The 14,380-nt window shown below is 52.7% G+C and carries 22 protein-coding genes; 7 read left to right on the top strand and 15 right to left on the bottom strand.

Translation table 11 applies throughout. The features are described from left to right. Positions 1–341: 341 nt before the first annotated feature. The gene (locus EDC52_RS19360; protein WP_131867944.1) at positions 342–896 is read left to right on the top strand and encodes a gamma carbonic anhydrase family protein; all 555 of its coding nucleotides are present in this window, start codon (positions 342–344) and stop codon (positions 894–896) included. Here the strand turns inward: EDC52_RS19360 and EDC52_RS19355 are convergent. From EDC52_RS19355 to dprA, 6 genes are read right to left on the bottom strand one after another with little or no spacing between them, the layout of a single operon-like run. Continuing rightward, positions 881–1,135 (bottom strand): DUF1488 family protein, encoded by a 255-nt coding sequence (locus tag EDC52_RS19355; protein WP_131867942.1) that lies wholly within the window; start codon positions 1,133–1,135, stop codon positions 881–883. The two genes, EDC52_RS19360 and EDC52_RS19355, sit on opposite strands and share 16 nt — an antisense overlap. After that, positions 1,132–1,953, bottom strand: a complete 822-nt coding sequence (gene aroE, locus EDC52_RS19350; protein WP_131867940.1) for a shikimate dehydrogenase — start codon at positions 1,951–1,953, stop codon at positions 1,132–1,134. The genes EDC52_RS19355 and aroE overlap by 4 nt, the downstream gene beginning before the upstream one ends. 19 nt (positions 1,954–1,972) lie before the next feature. After that, positions 1,973–2,527 carry an L-threonylcarbamoyladenylate synthase type 1 TsaC gene (gene tsaC, locus EDC52_RS19345; RefSeq protein ID WP_131867938.1) on the bottom strand — a complete coding sequence of 185 codons (555 nt, stop codon included), beginning with the start codon at positions 2,525–2,527 and terminating at the stop codon, positions 1,973–1,975. Then, positions 2,520–3,074, bottom strand: a complete 555-nt coding sequence (locus EDC52_RS19340; protein WP_131867936.1) for a DNA topoisomerase family protein — start codon at positions 3,072–3,074, stop codon at positions 2,520–2,522. Before EDC52_RS19340 ends, tsaC begins: the two co-directional genes overlap by 8 nt. Positions 3,075–3,097: 23 nt before the next feature. Further along, positions 3,098–3,571: a DUF494 family protein gene (locus tag EDC52_RS19335; RefSeq protein WP_131867934.1), complete on the bottom strand. Its 474-nt coding sequence runs from the start codon at positions 3,569–3,571 to the stop codon at positions 3,098–3,100. Continuing rightward, positions 3,543–4,664: a DNA-protecting protein DprA gene (gene dprA / locus EDC52_RS19330; RefSeq protein WP_131867932.1), complete on the bottom strand. Its 1,122-nt coding sequence runs from the start codon at positions 4,662–4,664 to the stop codon at positions 3,543–3,545. Before dprA ends, EDC52_RS19335 begins: the two co-directional genes overlap by 29 nt. 127 nt (positions 4,665–4,791) lie before the next feature. Here dprA and def point away from each other — a divergent pair, with 127 nt between their 5' ends. The 6 genes from def to mscL all read left to right on the top strand — a co-directional run bounded on the left by def (position 4,792) and on the right by mscL (position 9,759). Then, positions 4,792–5,307, top strand: a complete 516-nt coding sequence (gene def, locus EDC52_RS19325; protein WP_131867930.1) for a peptide deformylase — start codon at positions 4,792–4,794, stop codon at positions 5,305–5,307. 21 nt (positions 5,308–5,328) lie between these two features. Continuing rightward, positions 5,329–6,279 (top strand): methionyl-tRNA formyltransferase, encoded by a 951-nt coding sequence (fmt, locus tag EDC52_RS19320; RefSeq protein WP_131867928.1) that lies wholly within the window; start codon positions 5,329–5,331, stop codon positions 6,277–6,279. 83 nt (positions 6,280–6,362) lie between these two features. After that, positions 6,363–7,676 (top strand): 16S rRNA (cytosine(967)-C(5))-methyltransferase RsmB, encoded by a 1,314-nt coding sequence (gene rsmB, locus EDC52_RS19315; RefSeq protein ID WP_131867926.1) that lies wholly within the window; start codon positions 6,363–6,365, stop codon positions 7,674–7,676. 18 nt (positions 7,677–7,694) lie between these two features. Continuing rightward, on the top strand, positions 7,695–9,071 hold the full coding sequence (trkA, locus tag EDC52_RS19310) for a Trk system potassium transporter TrkA (protein WP_131867924.1): 1,377 nt from the start codon (positions 7,695–7,697) through the stop codon (positions 9,069–9,071). Between the two features lie 11 nt (positions 9,072–9,082). Continuing rightward, positions 9,083–9,205, top strand: a complete 123-nt coding sequence (locus tag EDC52_RS20300) for a hypothetical protein (protein WP_268990521.1) — start codon at positions 9,083–9,085, stop codon at positions 9,203–9,205. Positions 9,206–9,291: 86 nt separating this feature from the next. Continuing rightward, positions 9,292–9,759, top strand: coding sequence for a large-conductance mechanosensitive channel protein MscL (gene mscL, locus EDC52_RS19305; protein WP_131867922.1), 468 nt, complete (start codon positions 9,292–9,294; stop codon positions 9,757–9,759). Here the strand turns inward: mscL and EDC52_RS19300 are convergent. From EDC52_RS19300 to rpmJ, 9 genes are all read right to left on the bottom strand, one after another. Then, a complete protein-coding gene (locus EDC52_RS19300) occupies positions 9,743–9,988 on the bottom strand; it encodes an alternative ribosome-rescue factor A (protein WP_131867920.1) in 246 nt (81 codons plus the stop codon). The genes mscL and EDC52_RS19300 overlap by 17 nt on opposite strands. 73 nt (positions 9,989–10,061) lie before the next feature. After that, positions 10,062–10,523: a GNAT family N-acetyltransferase gene (locus EDC52_RS19295; protein WP_131867918.1), complete on the bottom strand. Its 462-nt coding sequence runs from the start codon at positions 10,521–10,523 to the stop codon at positions 10,062–10,064. Positions 10,524–10,654: 131 nt separating this feature from the next. Beyond that, entirely contained in the window at positions 10,655–11,029 is a 375-nt protein-coding gene (locus EDC52_RS19290) for a DnaJ family domain-containing protein (RefSeq protein WP_131867916.1), read from the bottom strand. A gap of 195 nt (positions 11,030–11,224) precedes the next feature. Beyond that, positions 11,225–11,617, bottom strand: coding sequence for a 50S ribosomal protein L17 (rplQ, locus tag EDC52_RS19285; RefSeq protein WP_131867914.1), 393 nt, complete (start codon positions 11,615–11,617; stop codon positions 11,225–11,227). A gap of 40 nt (positions 11,618–11,657) precedes the next feature. Further along, positions 11,658–12,647, bottom strand: a complete 990-nt coding sequence (locus tag EDC52_RS19280) for a DNA-directed RNA polymerase subunit alpha (RefSeq protein ID WP_131867912.1) — start codon at positions 12,645–12,647, stop codon at positions 11,658–11,660. A 25-nt stretch (positions 12,648–12,672) separates the two neighbouring features. Continuing rightward, complete coding sequence (gene rpsD / locus EDC52_RS19275) at positions 12,673–13,293, bottom strand: 30S ribosomal protein S4 (RefSeq protein ID WP_131867910.1); 621 nt, start codon at positions 13,291–13,293, stop codon at positions 12,673–12,675. Between the two features lie 30 nt (positions 13,294–13,323). Then, positions 13,324–13,713, bottom strand: a complete 390-nt coding sequence (rpsK, locus tag EDC52_RS19270) for a 30S ribosomal protein S11 (RefSeq protein ID WP_131867908.1) — start codon at positions 13,711–13,713, stop codon at positions 13,324–13,326. Between the two features lie 16 nt (positions 13,714–13,729). Next, entirely contained in the window at positions 13,730–14,086 is a 357-nt protein-coding gene (gene rpsM / locus EDC52_RS19265; RefSeq protein WP_131867906.1) for a 30S ribosomal protein S13, read from the bottom strand. A 147-nt stretch (positions 14,087–14,233) separates the two neighbouring features. Then, entirely contained in the window at positions 14,234–14,347 is a 114-nt protein-coding gene (gene rpmJ / locus EDC52_RS19260; protein ID WP_131867904.1) for a 50S ribosomal protein L36, read from the bottom strand. Between the last annotated feature and the right edge of the window lie 33 nt (positions 14,348–14,380).

Below are 14,380 nucleotides of genomic sequence, written 5' to 3'. Positions count from 1 at the left end.
TTAAAGAGCATTGCGCGACTGCATTCAGTCTTGCGCGAGGTGGCGTATGTTACGCTATCCTCATTCAGTGTCAAGCCCCGTTTCGCTTGTTTCTGATTCGTATCCGATACTCTGTGATGTTGTCATCAGTACCGGTCGATGGAGGCGCATTATAGGGATCCGATTTCATTGCACAAGCGTTTTTTGATCTTTTCTTGCCGACTGTTTATTTTTCATCCCTTATGCGCTGATCTTATACGATCTGCTGGCCAGAACAGCGCCCTCAGCTGGGCAACGCCGGTTGAAATGCCCCCGGCAATAGCGATAGAGTCTGGCTTATCTCATAAATGAAGGATGGTAAAATGTCTAACGTTACCTCACCACTGCGCCCCTTCGGTAAAGTCCGGCCAACGCTGGGTCAAAGGATCATGGTAGATCCCTCCAGTGTCGTCATCGGCCAGGTATCGCTGGCCGATGACGTCAGCATCTGGCCGTTGGTCGCCATCAGAGGCGATGTCAACCAAGTACTCATTGGTGCGCGAACCAATATCCAGGATGGCAGCGTGCTACATGTGACCCATCAATCTGATCATAATCCGGCCGGCAACCCACTCATCATCGGCGAAGATGTGACGGTTGGACATAAAGCAATGCTGCATGGATGCCAGCTCGGTAACCGAGTGCTGGTAGGAATGGGATCGATTCTGCTGGATGGTGTAAAGGTTGAAGATGATGTAATGATTGGCGCCGGCAGCCTGGTGCCCCCGGGAAAGCGCTTGGAAAGCGGCTATCTTTATCTGGGCAGTCCGGTAAGGCAGGTGAGGAAATTAACTGCGGCTGAGATTGGTAGCCTGCTCTATTCCTCATCTAACTATGTGCGCTGGAAGGATCAATATCTGGCTCAGGACAGCCAGTAGCCTCCATCGAAATCGTCATGATGTTTGATGCATTGCTCCATCAGGTCTTCTATATCCCAGCGGTGCAGCCTGAAGCTTGCCAGGCACTCCGCTGCAGTCTGCGCATCGTATTTTCGACGGAGCCAGTCCAGGCTGACCAGACATTCCACCTGAAAGCCGTTTACCTGGGCAGGAAAGATGATCGCCTGCCGCGCCTCATCCCAGCGTTCAGCATCTGGAAACAGTATCGACTGGTTCATGCGGCGGGTTGCTCACCACGCAGCTCGGCCAGTACCGCGTCGATATTAGGCAGGATGCCATGCCACAGTAGAAAGGAATAAGCGGCCTGGCCCACCAGCATCCCCAATCCATCAGCAAAGCGTTCCGCCCCCTGCCTGATGCACCATTGCAGAAAAGGGGTCGGTCCCTGCTGGTAAAACATGTCGTAGCAGTTTACGCCGGCATAAACCAGCCCCTCCGGCAACGCCGGCACATCGCCATGAATGCCTGATGTGGTGGCGTTGATGACCAGGTCAAATGTCAATCCAGCCAGTTGGTCCATCGGTACTGCGCTGAGATCCCCCACATGCTGATAGAAGCCCACCAGTTCCTCTGCTCGGCCAAAGGTCCGATTGGTCAGCACCACCTGGCAGCCATAGGCCAGCAAAGGAAGGATAACGCCGCGGGCGGCCCCGCCGGCACCCACCAGTAGGATCCGGCTGCGGTGGCTGATAAGCTCCAGGCGTTGCAAATCCATCAGCAGGCCGGCACCGTCCGTGTTATCGCCCAGCAGAGTACCGTCAGGTTCCTTACGCACGGTATTGACCGCTCCAGCTACCGATGCGCGTTCGGTTAATTTTTTGCAAAGCGAAAAAGCCCGCTCTTTAAAGGGCATGGTGATGTTGGCACCCTTCCCTCCGGCCCTCATAAATTCGGTGAGGGTCTGCTCAAAGGTACCAACCGGCGCCAGTACCCGACCATACGGATGCTCGATGCCGGTTTGCGAGGCAAACAGCGCGTGTATGCGCGGCGACTTGCTGTGATCAATCGGGTTTCCAAAAACGGCATAGCTATCCATCGGTTCAGTCCTCTTCTTATCAGCCTTGGCGGAGTGATTCACCGGTAAGGGAATCCCGAATTTCGGACGGATTAAGCCGCCCTTCAACCGGGCCATCAAGCAGGGGAAAATGGGCGCCTAATTGAAGTCGAACCTCTTCTGCGGTACGGCAGGGTGACTGACCGGATAAATTGGCGCTGGTCGAAACCAGCGGTTTACCAAAGGCAAGACAGAGATCCCGAGCCGGCGCAAAGGCCGTTATCCGTACCGCCAGTGTGGAAAACTGACCGGTAAGCCAGCGGGGGGTGTTCGACCGCGCGGGCATCACCCAGGTTACTGGCCCGGGCCAGCTGGCGAACACTTTTTCACGCTGCTGTTCGCTCAAAAGGCTGTCATCGATATAAGGCCGCAGCTGCTGATAATCGGCGGCAATCAGGATAAGGCCCTTGGTCCAGGAACGCTGCTTGATGTCCAGCAGCGCCTGCACTGCCGCTTCATTATCGGGATCGCATCCAAGGCCAAAAACCGCTTCTGTGGGATATGCTATCACCCGGCCCTTTTGAAGCATTGCGACCAGCTCTAATGGGTTATTCATGATTCTCTTTTATGGATACCGGCTTGGCGCAGTGCTTGTCCGCACAGAACAGTTTCACGCCATGGGTGGTTTGTTTTTCGATCAGCAGAGGAAACTGGCAATGTTCGCATACCCCGGCAACCGGTTTGGAATTAAGCGCAAAACGGCAGGCGGGATAGCGATCGCAGGCATAAAAGGTTCTACCGAATCGGGATGTCCGCTGCATCAGTTTGCCTTCCCGGCATTGCGGGCAGGAAAAAGCGGTTTCATCGGGTTTATCCATCGCCTCGATATGACCGCACGTCGGGTAATTGCCGCAGCCGATAAACATGCCGTAGCGGCCTTGACGAAGCACCAACGTGGACTGGCATTCCGGGCACAACTGTCCTTCCAGCACCTTCACTACATGGCCATCAGCCTGCGGTTTAAGCGAACGGATGTATCCGCATTGCGGATAAGCGGAACAGCCCAGAAATGGGCCGTGTTGTCCTGAACGCATGACCAATTCCGACCCGCAGTCAGGACAAAGACCGATTTGCTTTGCGGTAAAAAGCGCAGCTTTAGCCATAATGTAATATCTTCAGTAATGCTTTAATGCAGGTGCTGCTCATTATCCTCAAACAACAGCTCTTCCATCTGCTGATAAGCGTTTTCATAGCCGGGGATGTTAAACAGCACCATCAAAATGACCCATTTGAGATCTTCCAGATCAAACTCCGCGGCATCCAATGCCGTAACACGATCAATCACCATCTCGCGTGTTTCAAAGTTCAACACCTGAATCTGTTCAAGAAACAGCAGAAAGCCACGGCATTCGGTATCCAGGAACTGACTTTCTTCATCCGTATAGATACGCAGCGCAAGTGGATCGGCATCAATAGCAAAGGGTTTGCCGTGACCATCCTGCAGATCAGCCAGTTTCTCAAGCCAGTTTAACGCGTTATAGATATCTTCATGATGAAACCCAGCTCGGCTGAGGTCATCGGTCAACTTATCCTGATCGACACGCATTTCAACATCATTGTGGATGTAAGTTTCAAACAGGTATATTAGTACGTCGAACATGGCTTGCCCTCCTTAATCGGACATAGCCGCCGGGTACAACTGCGATCCATCCTGCTAACTCCAGTTCAAGCAGTATCGCTACTACCTCTGGCACAGGTTGGCCGGCACGTTCAGCGACGACGTCAACAGGTGTAACCTCATCCCCTACGTTAGCCAACACCTTGGCAAATGGCAATTCAACTTCGCATTCCGGGGTAGAAATAATTTTCTCTGGTGTCAAAGTGAGCCAGTTTAGGCCCTTGTACAGCTGATCCAGCATCTCTTCAGGGCAAGTGATCAAATAAGCCCCCTGCTGGATAAGCCAGTGGGTACCTGCGGTCATCGGGTTACCGAGCGGACCCGGCAGGGCGAATACATCTTTCCCCTGCTCAAGGGCGCAGCGAGCGGTCACCAGCGAACCGCTGTTGATGGTGGCTTCTACCACCAGCACCCCTTGCGACAGTGCGCTTATCAGCCGGTTGCGCCAAGGAAAATGGCGGGCCAGGGGCGGTGCGTCAGGTACAAATTCTGAGACCAACGCCCCCTTTTTTTCGATAATGCTCCGCGCCAGATGCCGGTGCTGGCGCGGGTAGACATTTCCCAGCCCCGAACCCAGCACCGCCAGAGTCTTGCCATTTTCGCTCAGCGCCGCTCGATGGCATATGCCATCTATCCCCAGCGCCAGGCCGCTGGTTATCGTCACTCCGGCCACAGCAAGCCTGGCGGCAAACGCGGCTCCCCACTGTTCACCATAAAGGCTGTTTTGCCGGCTGCCCACCATGGCGATTTGCCGTTCCCCCAGCAGCGAAGGCTCTCCGGCGACAAACAATGCTGCGGGAGGGCAATTGATGTGTCTGAGCGACTCCGGGTAGCCGGTATCGGCAAATGTAAGCAGATGGTGGCGCGGGTTGTTGAGCCAGTGGTGCGCTTTTCTGACCGCACTATCGCCATCTCGCAAGTAGCTCTGTCGCTGGCGAGCCGTCAGTCCTGCCCTCAGCCAGTTATCATTCATCTGCCGGACCGGGCCGGCCGGGCAGGACAGATATCGCTGAGCTCGATAGCCATCTATTCCCTTTACCGCCGCCATACGGATCCATCTATCCCTGTCTTCCATTATCATTTCCCTCTGGCTGGATATCTGTTGGCACACCATTTGCCAGCGGATGCTGTCAATCAGTCCGGGAAATGTCTAGAATATGAGATAACATCTTTTCATTCGCAGACGCAGATTCAATATCAATATGCCAGTATTGCAGGTATTACATTACCCAGATGAACGGCTTCGCATTGTTGCGAAACCCGTAAAAGAAGTGAATGACGCTGTCCGGCGCATCGTGGATGATATGTTTGACACCATGTATGCAGAGGAAGGCATCGGCCTGGCAGCAACACAGGTCGATATACATCAGCAGATTATCGTCATCGACGTTTCTGAAAATCGCGATCACCGCCTGGTGTTCATCAATCCCGAACTGCTGGAAAAAAGCGGTGAAACGGGCATTGAAGAAGGCTGCCTGTCTATCCCGGATCAACGCGGCTTTGTCCCTCGTGCGGAAAAAGTACGGGTCAGGGCCCTGGATCGCGATGGCAACAGCTTTGAACTGGACGCTGATGAACTGTTGGCAATCTGTATCCAGCATGAAATGGATCATCTGGTCGGTAAGCTGTTCGTTGATTATCTTTCGCCGCTGAAGCGGCAGCGCATCCGCCAGAAAATGGAAAAGATGGCTAAAATCAACGCTCGCGCGGCTAAATAGTCATTTTAAACAGGAATTCAAGTGCCCCAATCATTACGTGTCATCTTTGCCGGTACGCCGGATTTTGCCGCCCGTCATCTTGATGCGCTCATCGCCTCCACTCATCATGTCGTCGGGGTATTCACCCAGCCCGATCGACCGGCAGGCAGGGGCAACAAGCTTACCGCCAGTCCGGTAAAACTGTTGGCGCTGCAGCATGGCATTCCGCTGTATCAGCCTAAGTCCCTGCGCGTGCAGGAACACCAGGAATGGGTCGCCAACCTTGAAGCCGATATCATGGTGGTGGTGGCTTATGGTCTTATCCTGCCGCAGGCGGTGCTTGATATGCCGCGTCTGGGGTGCATCAATGTCCACGGTTCTTTACTGCCGCGCTGGCGCGGCGCGGCGCCGATACAGCGCGCCCTGTGGGCAGGCGACAGCGAAACCGGCGTCACCATCATGCAGATGGACGCCGGTCTTGATACCGGCGCCATGATCCTCAAGGCCTCCTGCCCTATCCTGGCGGATGATACCAGTGCGACACTTTATGAAAAACTGGCGAGCACCGGTCCGCAGGCTTTGCTTGAAACGCTTGAACTGTTGTCAACCGGCAAGGCAATAGCTGAAAGGCAGGATGATAGCCAGGCCACCTATGCTGAAAAATTGAGCAAGGAAGAAGCGCGCCTGGACTGGAGCTTGCCTGCAGCACAGCTTGAACGCTGCGTACGCGCCTTTAATCCCTGGCCCGTAAGCTTTTTTAACCGCGGCGAGCATACCGTCAAGGTATGGCAAGCCGACGCGATTGAAAGCCATGGCCGGAATCAGACGCCCGGTACCGTCCTGCAGGCCGATAAACAGGGGATTCAAGTGGCCACGGTCGACGGCATACTGAACCTGACGCTTTTGCAGCCGGCCGGCAAAAAAACCATGTCGTCACAAGATTTGCTGAATTCACGTCGGGACTGGTTTACGCCGGGATCTGTTCTGGATTAACCTCTTCCCATTGGTTGTCTCCCGTCAGCGAACATCCGCCGGCGGAAGACGCATCCGCCTTTCCTTTCGAGCTTCGGCCTTTCATGAAAAAAACATACAATCTGCGGGCAATCGCCGCCAAAACCCTTGCACAGGTCCTGGAACGCGGGCAATCGCTGAATACGCTGCTGCCTGGGCTGCAGTCGACGATAAGCGACAAGGATCGGGCACTGTTGCAGGAATTGTGCTTCGGCATTTTGCGTACCTTGCCCCAGCTCGAATCGATCATCCGCCAGTTAATGGCCAAGCCACTGACCGGGAAACAGCGACCGGTACATTACCTGCTGATGGTCGGCATTTACCAGCTCTCCGCTACCCGGATCCCTCCCCATGCCGCCCTGGCTGAAACGGTAGAAGGCTGCATCGTGCTCAAACAGCAGCAGCTCAAAGGATTGGTTAACGGTGTGTTGCGTCAGTTCCAGCGTCAACAGCAGACTCTTGAAGCGCAGGCTGCGGCTCAGGATCATTATCAGCTGCACCCGTCCTGGCTGGCGAAAAGGATCCTCACCGCCTATCCCGACGAGGGATCGGCAATCCTTGCCGCCAATAATGAACGTCCGCCGATGTGGTTGCGGGTTAACAAACTGCATAACAGCCGGGACGCCTATCTGGCGCTGCTGGCTGAGGCAGGCATACCGGGTATTGCCCATCAAACGCTGTCTGCCGCCATTCGTCTGGACACCCCCTGCAATGTTGGCCGCCTGCCCGGCTTTCGCGAAGGGTGGGTGACGGTCCAGGATGCCTCGGCTCAAGGCTGCGCCGATCTTTTGGCCGCCGCTGACCATGAACAGATCCTCGATCTGTGCGCTGCGCCGGGAGGAAAAACCACCCATATTCTTGAAATGGCTCCCGCAGCACGTGTCACCGCAGTAGATATCGACAGCCAGCGGCTGGAACGGATAAAAGAAAATCTGGCTCGCCTGAGACTGGAAGCCGCGGTAATCGTCGGAGATGGGCGCCGGCCTGAGGACTGGAGCCCGGTGGCGGAGTATGATCGTATTCTACTGGATGCCCCCTGTTCCGCCACCGGCGTTATCCGCCGTCATCCGGATATCAAGTGGTTGAGACGCGATGCCGACATTGCTGAACTGGCCGGGCTGCAAAAAGAGATCATCAATGCGGTATGGCCTTATCTTAAGCCCGGCGGTACCTTGCTTTATGCAACCTGTTCTATCCTGCCGGAAGAGAACAGCGAACAGATTCGCGCGTTTCTCGCCAGTCACCCCGATGCACTGCTCACACAAACGGGTGATATCGAGCATCCCGGCAGGCAATGTCTGCCCAGCGCCGAGGGAGGCGACGGCTTCTTTTACGCTAAGCTTATCAAACAGACTTCAGTTGCCCAGGCACAGGAATAACATCATGAAAGGTTCGCTATGAAAATCATCATTCTGGGTGCCGGCCAGGTCGGCGGTACGCTGGCCGAAAATCTGGTGGGGGAAAACAACGATATTACCGTTATCGATACTAACCCGGCCCAACTGCGCCAGCTGCAGGATAAATTTGATCTGCGGGCCATTCAGGGGCATGCCGCTCATCCCAGAGTCCTGCGTGAAGCCGGCGCTGAAGATGCGGATATGCTGGTCGCCGTGACCAATTCGGATGAAACCAATATGGTCGCCTGCCAGATAGCCTATTCACTGTTTAAAACGCCTAATCGTATTGCGCGGATACGCTCTGCGGATTATATCCGCGAAGCCCACCGGCTGTTCTCCACTGACGCCGTGCCTATTGATCATCTGATTTCACCCGAGCAGCTGGTTATCGATAACATCTACAAACTTATCGAATATCCCGGCGCCCTGCAGGTGGTGAACTTTGCCGAAGGCATGGTCAGCATCGTAGCGGTCAAGGCTTACTACGGCGGTCCGTTGGTGGGCAATGCCCTTTCTTCGCTGCGTGAGCACATGCCCCATATCGATACGCGGGTCGCCGCCATCTTTCGCCAGGACCGGCCGATTCGCCCCCAGGGCTCGACTATCATCGAAGCCGGGGATGAAGTATTTTTTGTTGCCGCATCGCAGCATATCCGTGCGGTAATGAGTGAACTGCAGCGGCTGGAAAAACCTTATAAACGGATTATGATCGTCGGCGGGGGCAATATCGGCGCAGGCCTGGCAAAGCGGCTGGAGAAAGACTACAGCGTTAAGCTGATAGAGCGCGACGAGCAGCGCGCCGCAGAATTGGCTGAACAGCTACAGGATACCATCGTATTCTTTGGCGATGCATCAGATCAGGAATTGCTGGCTGAAGAGCATATAGAACAGATAGACGTGTTTATCGCCATCACCAATGATGATGAAGCCAACATCATGTCGGCAATGCTTGCCAAACGCATGGGTGCCAAAAAGGTGCTGGTATTGATTCAGCGCCGGGCCTATGTTGATTTGGTCCAGGGCAGCGTAATCGATATCGCCATTTCCCCGCAGCAGGCCACTATTTCAGCCCTGCTGGGACACGTTCGTAAGGCCGATATCGTCAGCGTGTCCTCACTGCGCCGTGGAGTGGCGGAAGCGATTGAAGCCATTGCTCACGGGGATGAAAGCACCTCTAAAGTGGTCGGCCGAACGATCGAAAATATCAAACTGCCTCCCGGCACGATAATCGGCGCCATTGTCAGAGGAGAGGATGTCATCATCGCCAATAAAGACAGCCAGATCCAGCAGGGCGATCATGTGGTGATGTTCTTGACCGATAAGAAATTTGTCAGCGATGTGGAACGGCTTTTCCAACCCAGTCCATTCTTTTTATAGGACAGCGCTCAATGACCACAGCAGCAATGTCAGCGCTATCGGTGTCCACTGAGTTCCTGCTGACTTACTGCGACAGTGAAGATTATCCTCAGCGCAGTAGTCATTTTGATGTCGGTAATCATCAATCAAAATGACAAAAAACCCGCCTGGTTCACAATTTTTCTACAAATACAGATTGTTTTGCTAGACTTAGCCTAAACAATTATTACAGGGAGAATATATGAGTTTCTTACAAGAGTTTCGTAAATTCGCCATGCGCGGCAATGTGGTAGATTTAGCGGTCGGTGTGATCATCGGTGCCGCGTTCGGTAAGATCGTCTCATCCCTGGTGGCAAATGTGATTATGCCTCCCTTGGGACTGTTGATTGGCGGGATCGATTTTAAACAATTCAGTTGGGTACTTAAACCTGCGCAGGGTGAAACACCGGCGGTAGTGATGGAGTACGGCATTTTCATCCAGAACGTATTTGATTTCATCATTGTCGCACTGGCCGTCTTCACCATGGTCAAGCTCATCAATAAAATGCACAAAAAAGAAGAAGCCAAACCGTCAGAGCCGCCAAAACCCAGTGCCGAAGAAACGCTGCTTACAGAAATTCGTGATCTGCTCAAACAGCAAAATACCCCCGCAGCGTTGAACAACCCTACACCGCCGCCAGCAGGCGAAAGCTTCAGCCCCAGGCCGTAAAAATACCGCTGTCGATTGCCGATAGCAGAAGGCCAGTAGTAAAAACAGTTGAACCATTTTTACTACTGGCCTCCCAGTTGGTTGCCTTACCTTGTTTGTGCTTGCGGTTATAGCTGCCTTTACCTTTCTTATTGTTCTCACGACGTTGACGGAACAGCGGATCAGTAAGCAACGCTGCCAACGCATTATCTTGGATTATTCCTCTGGTATGACGATATTTTTCAGTCATGACGGCCTCGTAAAGTTTAAATTTAACAGTAATTGCCAGCAAATTGCGGCGTGAACAGTGCTGACAGTTGTCATTATAACTGAAGATCTAAAACTTTGGACAGGCATATGGCCTCCTCCCTGCCGATATAGGGGCCATAATTTGCAATTACCTCATAACCCTGTTTCATATAAAACGCAACCGCGCGCTGATTAATCCGGCGCGTCTCCAACCACAACTGCCGATAGCCTAATTCGACAGCCTGATTTTCCAAAAAGCGCAGCAGAGCCGCACCAATGCCCGGCAAGGTCCCCGTTGAAAACATTCTCTTCAACTCTGCAATGCTTGCTGATAACGGTCTGATGCAACCACATCCCACCGCTTCACCGCTATCATTCATAGCTAACGCCCATATAGCCCGGCTGGATCGGATATCCTCAGGGTCAAAATTACGCGTTCCACTGTCACCGGTAATCATTGCCAGTGTGCTGGAGAGCCGCTTCATCATATGCTGTGAATCAGCAGAATAAGGGTCCGTTTTTTTAATGGTAATCATAAGCTATTAATTGATCGTTAAAGGGCGAGGATCTAGCTAGCAATGGCCAGCGGCTAAACGTGCTACCCGCTACCAGCGGATGATGATGTTATCCTGCCGCAAAAAACCTTTCATTCACCCCATGACCTGAATCAGTAACCGCCTGGTTCGAAATGCTGCTGTAGCTGCTGACGATAACCAGTATGCAGAAAGTCAGTACTGATGCCCGACTGGCGCAGACGCATTTCCAGCAGCATCAGCTTTTTCGCTATGGTCGCATGGAGCGGATCGGTGTGATCAATACTGCCCAGCATTTCCGCCAGCGTCAGCGCCTGCTGGCGATCTTCGAGCTCAGGAGGCAGATAACCACTATTCTTAAGCAGCCGGTAGCTACTGCGCAACGCTTCCGGCACTGCGCTGTCGTCATCTAGAGCCAGCGGTTTGCCCGCACCCGGCAGGTTATCAAACTCACCCGCTCGCTGAGCCGTCTGGATATGACGTTCAGCCCAATCATCTACCAGTCCCATAACAGAGCGCCTTCTTAGAGGATTTAATCTGCAATTAATCAGACAGCAAACCATGTGTTCACAGCACAACGCGTATGCAAGAGTATGTCCATTGGCGCAGCATTGAGAGTATAACAATGCGCTGGCCATAATTCAGGCGAAAAAAAACCGGGCCAAGCCCGGTTTTTGTAACGCATAAAGCTTATGCAGACAAGATTATTCTGCAGTTGCTTCTGCTGGTACTTGTGTGTCAGCACGATCAACGAGCTCAATATAAGCCATTGGTGCATTATCACCAGCACGGAAGCCACACTTCAGAATGCGAGTGTAACCACCGGCACGGCTCGCGAAACGCGGGCCAAGTACGGTAAACAGTTTTGCCACGATCTCGTTATCACGAGTACGGGCGAATGCCAGACGACGATTAGCAACGCTGTCGGTCTTGGCAAGTGTAATCAGCGGTTCAACAACGCGGCGCAGCTCTTTCGCTTTCGGCAGGGTCGTCTTGATTATCTCGTGACGAACCAAAGAGCCGGCCATGTTACGGAACATAGCCTGGCGATGGCTGCTGTTACGGTTCAGTTGACGACCACTCTTACGATGGCGCATGACCTTATCCTTCTCAGTAAAACCTTAACCTGTGATCGGGTTATTCATCAGCAATACTTGCCGGAGGCCAATTTTCCAGGCGCATGCCCAGAGAAAGCCCACGGGAAGCCAACACGTCTTTAATCTCAGTAAGAGATTTTTTACCAAGGTTAGGCGTTTTAAGCAGCTCAACCTCGGTGCGCTGTACCAGATCACCGATGTAGTGGATAGCTTCTGCCTTCAGGCAGTTAGCAGAGCGGACAGTCAATTCCAGATCGTCAACAGGGCGCAGCAGGATCGGATCGAACTCTGGCTTCTCTTCTTTCACTTCAGGCTGACGTACATCACGTAAATCAACAAAAGCTTCCAGTTGTTCAGCCAAAATAGTCGCCGCACGGCGGATCGCCTCTTCAGGATCGATCGTACCATTGGTTTCCATTTCGATGACCAGCTTATCCAGGTCAGTACGCTGTTCAACACGCGCAGCTTCAACGATGTAGGCGATACGCTCTACAGGGCTGTAGCACGCGTCTACCAGCAAACGACCAATTGGGCGCTCATCTTCTTCCGAATGAATTCGGGCAGAAGCCGGCACGTAACCACGACCACGCTGAACTTTGATACGCATATTGATAGATGCGTTTTCATCAGTCAGGTGGCACAGCACATGCTGTGGTTTGACGATTTCGACATCACCATCATGGGTGATGTCGGCTGCGGTCACAGGGCCAATGCCAGATTTATTCAGAGTAAGGATAACGTCATCTTTACCCTGAACTCTCACCGCCAGCCCTTTCAGGTTGAGCAGAATCTCCAGGATGTCTTCCTGTACACCTTCTTTGGTGCTGTACTCGTGCAGTACACCATCAATCTCAACCTCGGTCACCGCGCAACCCGGCATCGACGAAAGCAGAATACGGCGCAGTGCGTTACCTAGAGTATGGCCAAAGCCACGTTCTAAAGGCTCAAGGGTCACCTTGGCGTGCGTCGAACTGACTTGCTCGATATCTACCAGGCGCGGTTTTAGAAACTCTGTCACAGAACCCTGCATTGTGTCCTCTCTTTGGTACTAAGCCTTACTTGGAGTAAAGCTCGACGATCAGGTGTTCATTAATGTCCGCAGACAGATCGGTACGTTCTGGAATACGTTTGAACACCCCTTCCATCTTAGCAGCGTCAACTTCAAGCCAAGTCGGCTTTTCACGCTGCTCAGCCAGTTCCAATGAGGCACGAACACGGGATTGCTTTTTCGCTTTCTCACGGATGCTGACTACGTCATTCGGAGTAACCTGGTAAGAAGCGATGTTAACAACTTTACCATTTACCATGATCGCTTTATGGCTGACCAACTGACGAGATTCAGCGCGGGTAGCACCGAAGCCCATACGGTAAACGACGTTGTCCAGACGACCTTCAAGCAACTGCAACAGGTTTTCACCGGTATTGCCTTTAAGGCGTGCTGCTTCTTTGTAATAATTGCGGAATTGACGTTCCAGAATGCCGTAGATACGACGAACTTTTTGTTTTTCACGCAACTGCACACCGTAATCAGACAGACGCGGTTTACGCGCACCATGCTGACCAGGTGGTTGTTCAATCTTACACTTGGAATCGATCGCACGAACACCAGACTTCAGGAAAAGGTCGGTGCCCTCGCGACGGCTCAGCTTGAGCTTAGGACCCAAATATCTTGCCATTTTCTTTCTCCAACAAACCTAAAAGCGGCGTTATACGCGGCGCTTTTTCGGCGGACGACAACCGTTATGGGGGATCGGAGTCACATCAGTAATATTAGTGATGCGGAAACCAGCCGCGTTTAACGCGCGGACAGTAGACTCACGGCCCGGACCAGGTCCTTTAACCATAACTTCCAGATTCTTGATGCCATACTCTTTTACTGCTTCAGCGCAACGCTCTGCTGCAACCTGAGCGGCAAACGGAGTAGACTTACGAGAACCACGGAAACCGGAACCACCGGCCGTCGCCCAACCCAACGCATTACCTTGACGATCGGTAATAGTAACGATGGTGTTGTTGAAAGACGCATGGATATGAGCCACACCATCTGAGACTTGCTTTTTAACACGCTTACGTGCACGAACAGGTGCCTTAGCCATTATTTACTCACCCCGATTATTTCTTGATCGGTTTGCGCGGACCCTTACGGGTACGGGCATTGGTCTTGGTACGCTGACCGCGAACCGGAAGACCACGACGATGACGCAAACCACGATAGGTACCAAGGTCCATCAGACGCTTGATACTCAGGGTCACTTCACGGCGCAGATCACCTTCGACAACGAATTTAGCAACTGCGTCACGCAGCGTGTCGATCTGCTCTTCAGACAGCTCACTGATCTTAACATTTTCAGCAATGCCCGCTTCTACGCAAATAGATTGCGAACGGGTTTTACCGATACCATAGATTGACGTTAAGGCAATCACGGTATGTTTTTGATCAGGAATGTTAATGCCTGCTATACGGGCCACTATGCACTCCTAAAAATTTAAACGGCAACACCATTCTGAAAAGCCCGTTTTCAGGATACTCAAACAGTGATGCGTTGACATACAAAAGATTGGCTGGCTAATCTAGCCAGCTCAATCCAACTTTGCAAGAAAAATATGACGGAAATATCAGCCTTGGCGTTGTTTATGCTTTGGCTCACTGCAAATTACACGAACGATGCCGTTACGTTTAATGATTTTGCAGTTGCGACACAGTTTCTTGACGGAAGCACGAACTTTCATTTTTACTCTCCGTAACTTCTCAAGCTCACCGGA

Source organism: Biostraticola tofi, from assembly GCF_004343195.1.
In the GTDB taxonomy this organism is placed as follows: domain Bacteria; phylum Pseudomonadota; class Gammaproteobacteria; order Enterobacterales; family Enterobacteriaceae; genus Biostraticola; species Biostraticola tofi.
Note: the sequence above shows the minus strand (reverse complement) of the source record. Positions and strands in the feature narration are given on the sequence as shown.

Excerpts from the sequence above, each read along its gene's own strand:
- mscL (WP_131867922.1), top strand. The coding sequence starts at position 9,292 with ATGAGTTTCTTACAAGAGTTTCGTAAATTCGCCATGCGCGGCAATGTG.
- EDC52_RS19290 (WP_131867916.1), bottom strand. The coding sequence starts at position 11,029 with ATGGGACTGGTAGATGATTGGGCTGAACGTCATATCCAGACGGCTCAG.
- EDC52_RS19355 (WP_131867942.1), bottom strand. The coding sequence starts at position 1,135 with ATGAACCAGTCGATACTGTTTCCAGATGCTGAACGCTGGGATGAGGCG.
- rpsD (WP_131867910.1), bottom strand. The coding sequence starts at position 13,293 with ATGGCAAGATATTTGGGTCCTAAGCTCAAGCTGAGCCGTCGCGAGGGC.
- EDC52_RS19300 (WP_131867920.1), bottom strand. The coding sequence starts at position 9,988 with ATGACTGAAAAATATCGTCATACCAGAGGAATAATCCAAGATAATGCG.
- EDC52_RS19295 (WP_131867918.1), bottom strand. The coding sequence starts at position 10,523 with ATGATTACCATTAAAAAAACGGACCCTTATTCTGCTGATTCACAGCAT.
- rpmJ (WP_131867904.1), bottom strand. The coding sequence starts at position 14,347 with ATGAAAGTTCGTGCTTCCGTCAAGAAACTGTGTCGCAACTGCAAAATC.
- tsaC (WP_131867938.1), bottom strand. The coding sequence starts at position 2,527 with ATGAATAACCCATTAGAGCTGGTCGCAATGCTTCAAAAGGGCCGGGTG.
- aroE (WP_131867940.1), bottom strand. The coding sequence starts at position 1,953 with ATGGATAGCTATGCCGTTTTTGGAAACCCGATTGATCACAGCAAGTCG.
- EDC52_RS19340 (WP_131867936.1), bottom strand. The coding sequence starts at position 3,074 with ATGGCTAAAGCTGCGCTTTTTACCGCAAAGCAAATCGGTCTTTGTCCT.
- EDC52_RS20300 (WP_268990521.1), top strand. The coding sequence starts at position 9,083 with ATGACCACAGCAGCAATGTCAGCGCTATCGGTGTCCACTGAGTTCCTG.
- dprA (WP_131867932.1), bottom strand. The coding sequence starts at position 4,664 with ATGGAAGACAGGGATAGATGGATCCGTATGGCGGCGGTAAAGGGAATA.
- EDC52_RS19360 (WP_131867944.1), top strand. The coding sequence starts at position 342 with ATGTCTAACGTTACCTCACCACTGCGCCCCTTCGGTAAAGTCCGGCCA.
- rpsK (WP_131867908.1), bottom strand. The coding sequence starts at position 13,713 with ATGGCTAAGGCACCTGTTCGTGCACGTAAGCGTGTTAAAAAGCAAGTC.
- trkA (WP_131867924.1), top strand. The coding sequence starts at position 7,695 with ATGAAAATCATCATTCTGGGTGCCGGCCAGGTCGGCGGTACGCTGGCC.
- rsmB (WP_131867926.1), top strand. The coding sequence starts at position 6,363 with ATGAAAAAAACATACAATCTGCGGGCAATCGCCGCCAAAACCCTTGCA.
- EDC52_RS19335 (WP_131867934.1), bottom strand. The coding sequence starts at position 3,571 with ATGTTCGACGTACTAATATACCTGTTTGAAACTTACATCCACAATGAT.
- EDC52_RS19280 (WP_131867912.1), bottom strand. The coding sequence starts at position 12,647 with ATGCAGGGTTCTGTGACAGAGTTTCTAAAACCGCGCCTGGTAGATATC.
- rplQ (WP_131867914.1), bottom strand. The coding sequence starts at position 11,617 with ATGCGCCATCGTAAGAGTGGTCGTCAACTGAACCGTAACAGCAGCCAT.
- def (WP_131867930.1), top strand. The coding sequence starts at position 4,792 with ATGCCAGTATTGCAGGTATTACATTACCCAGATGAACGGCTTCGCATT.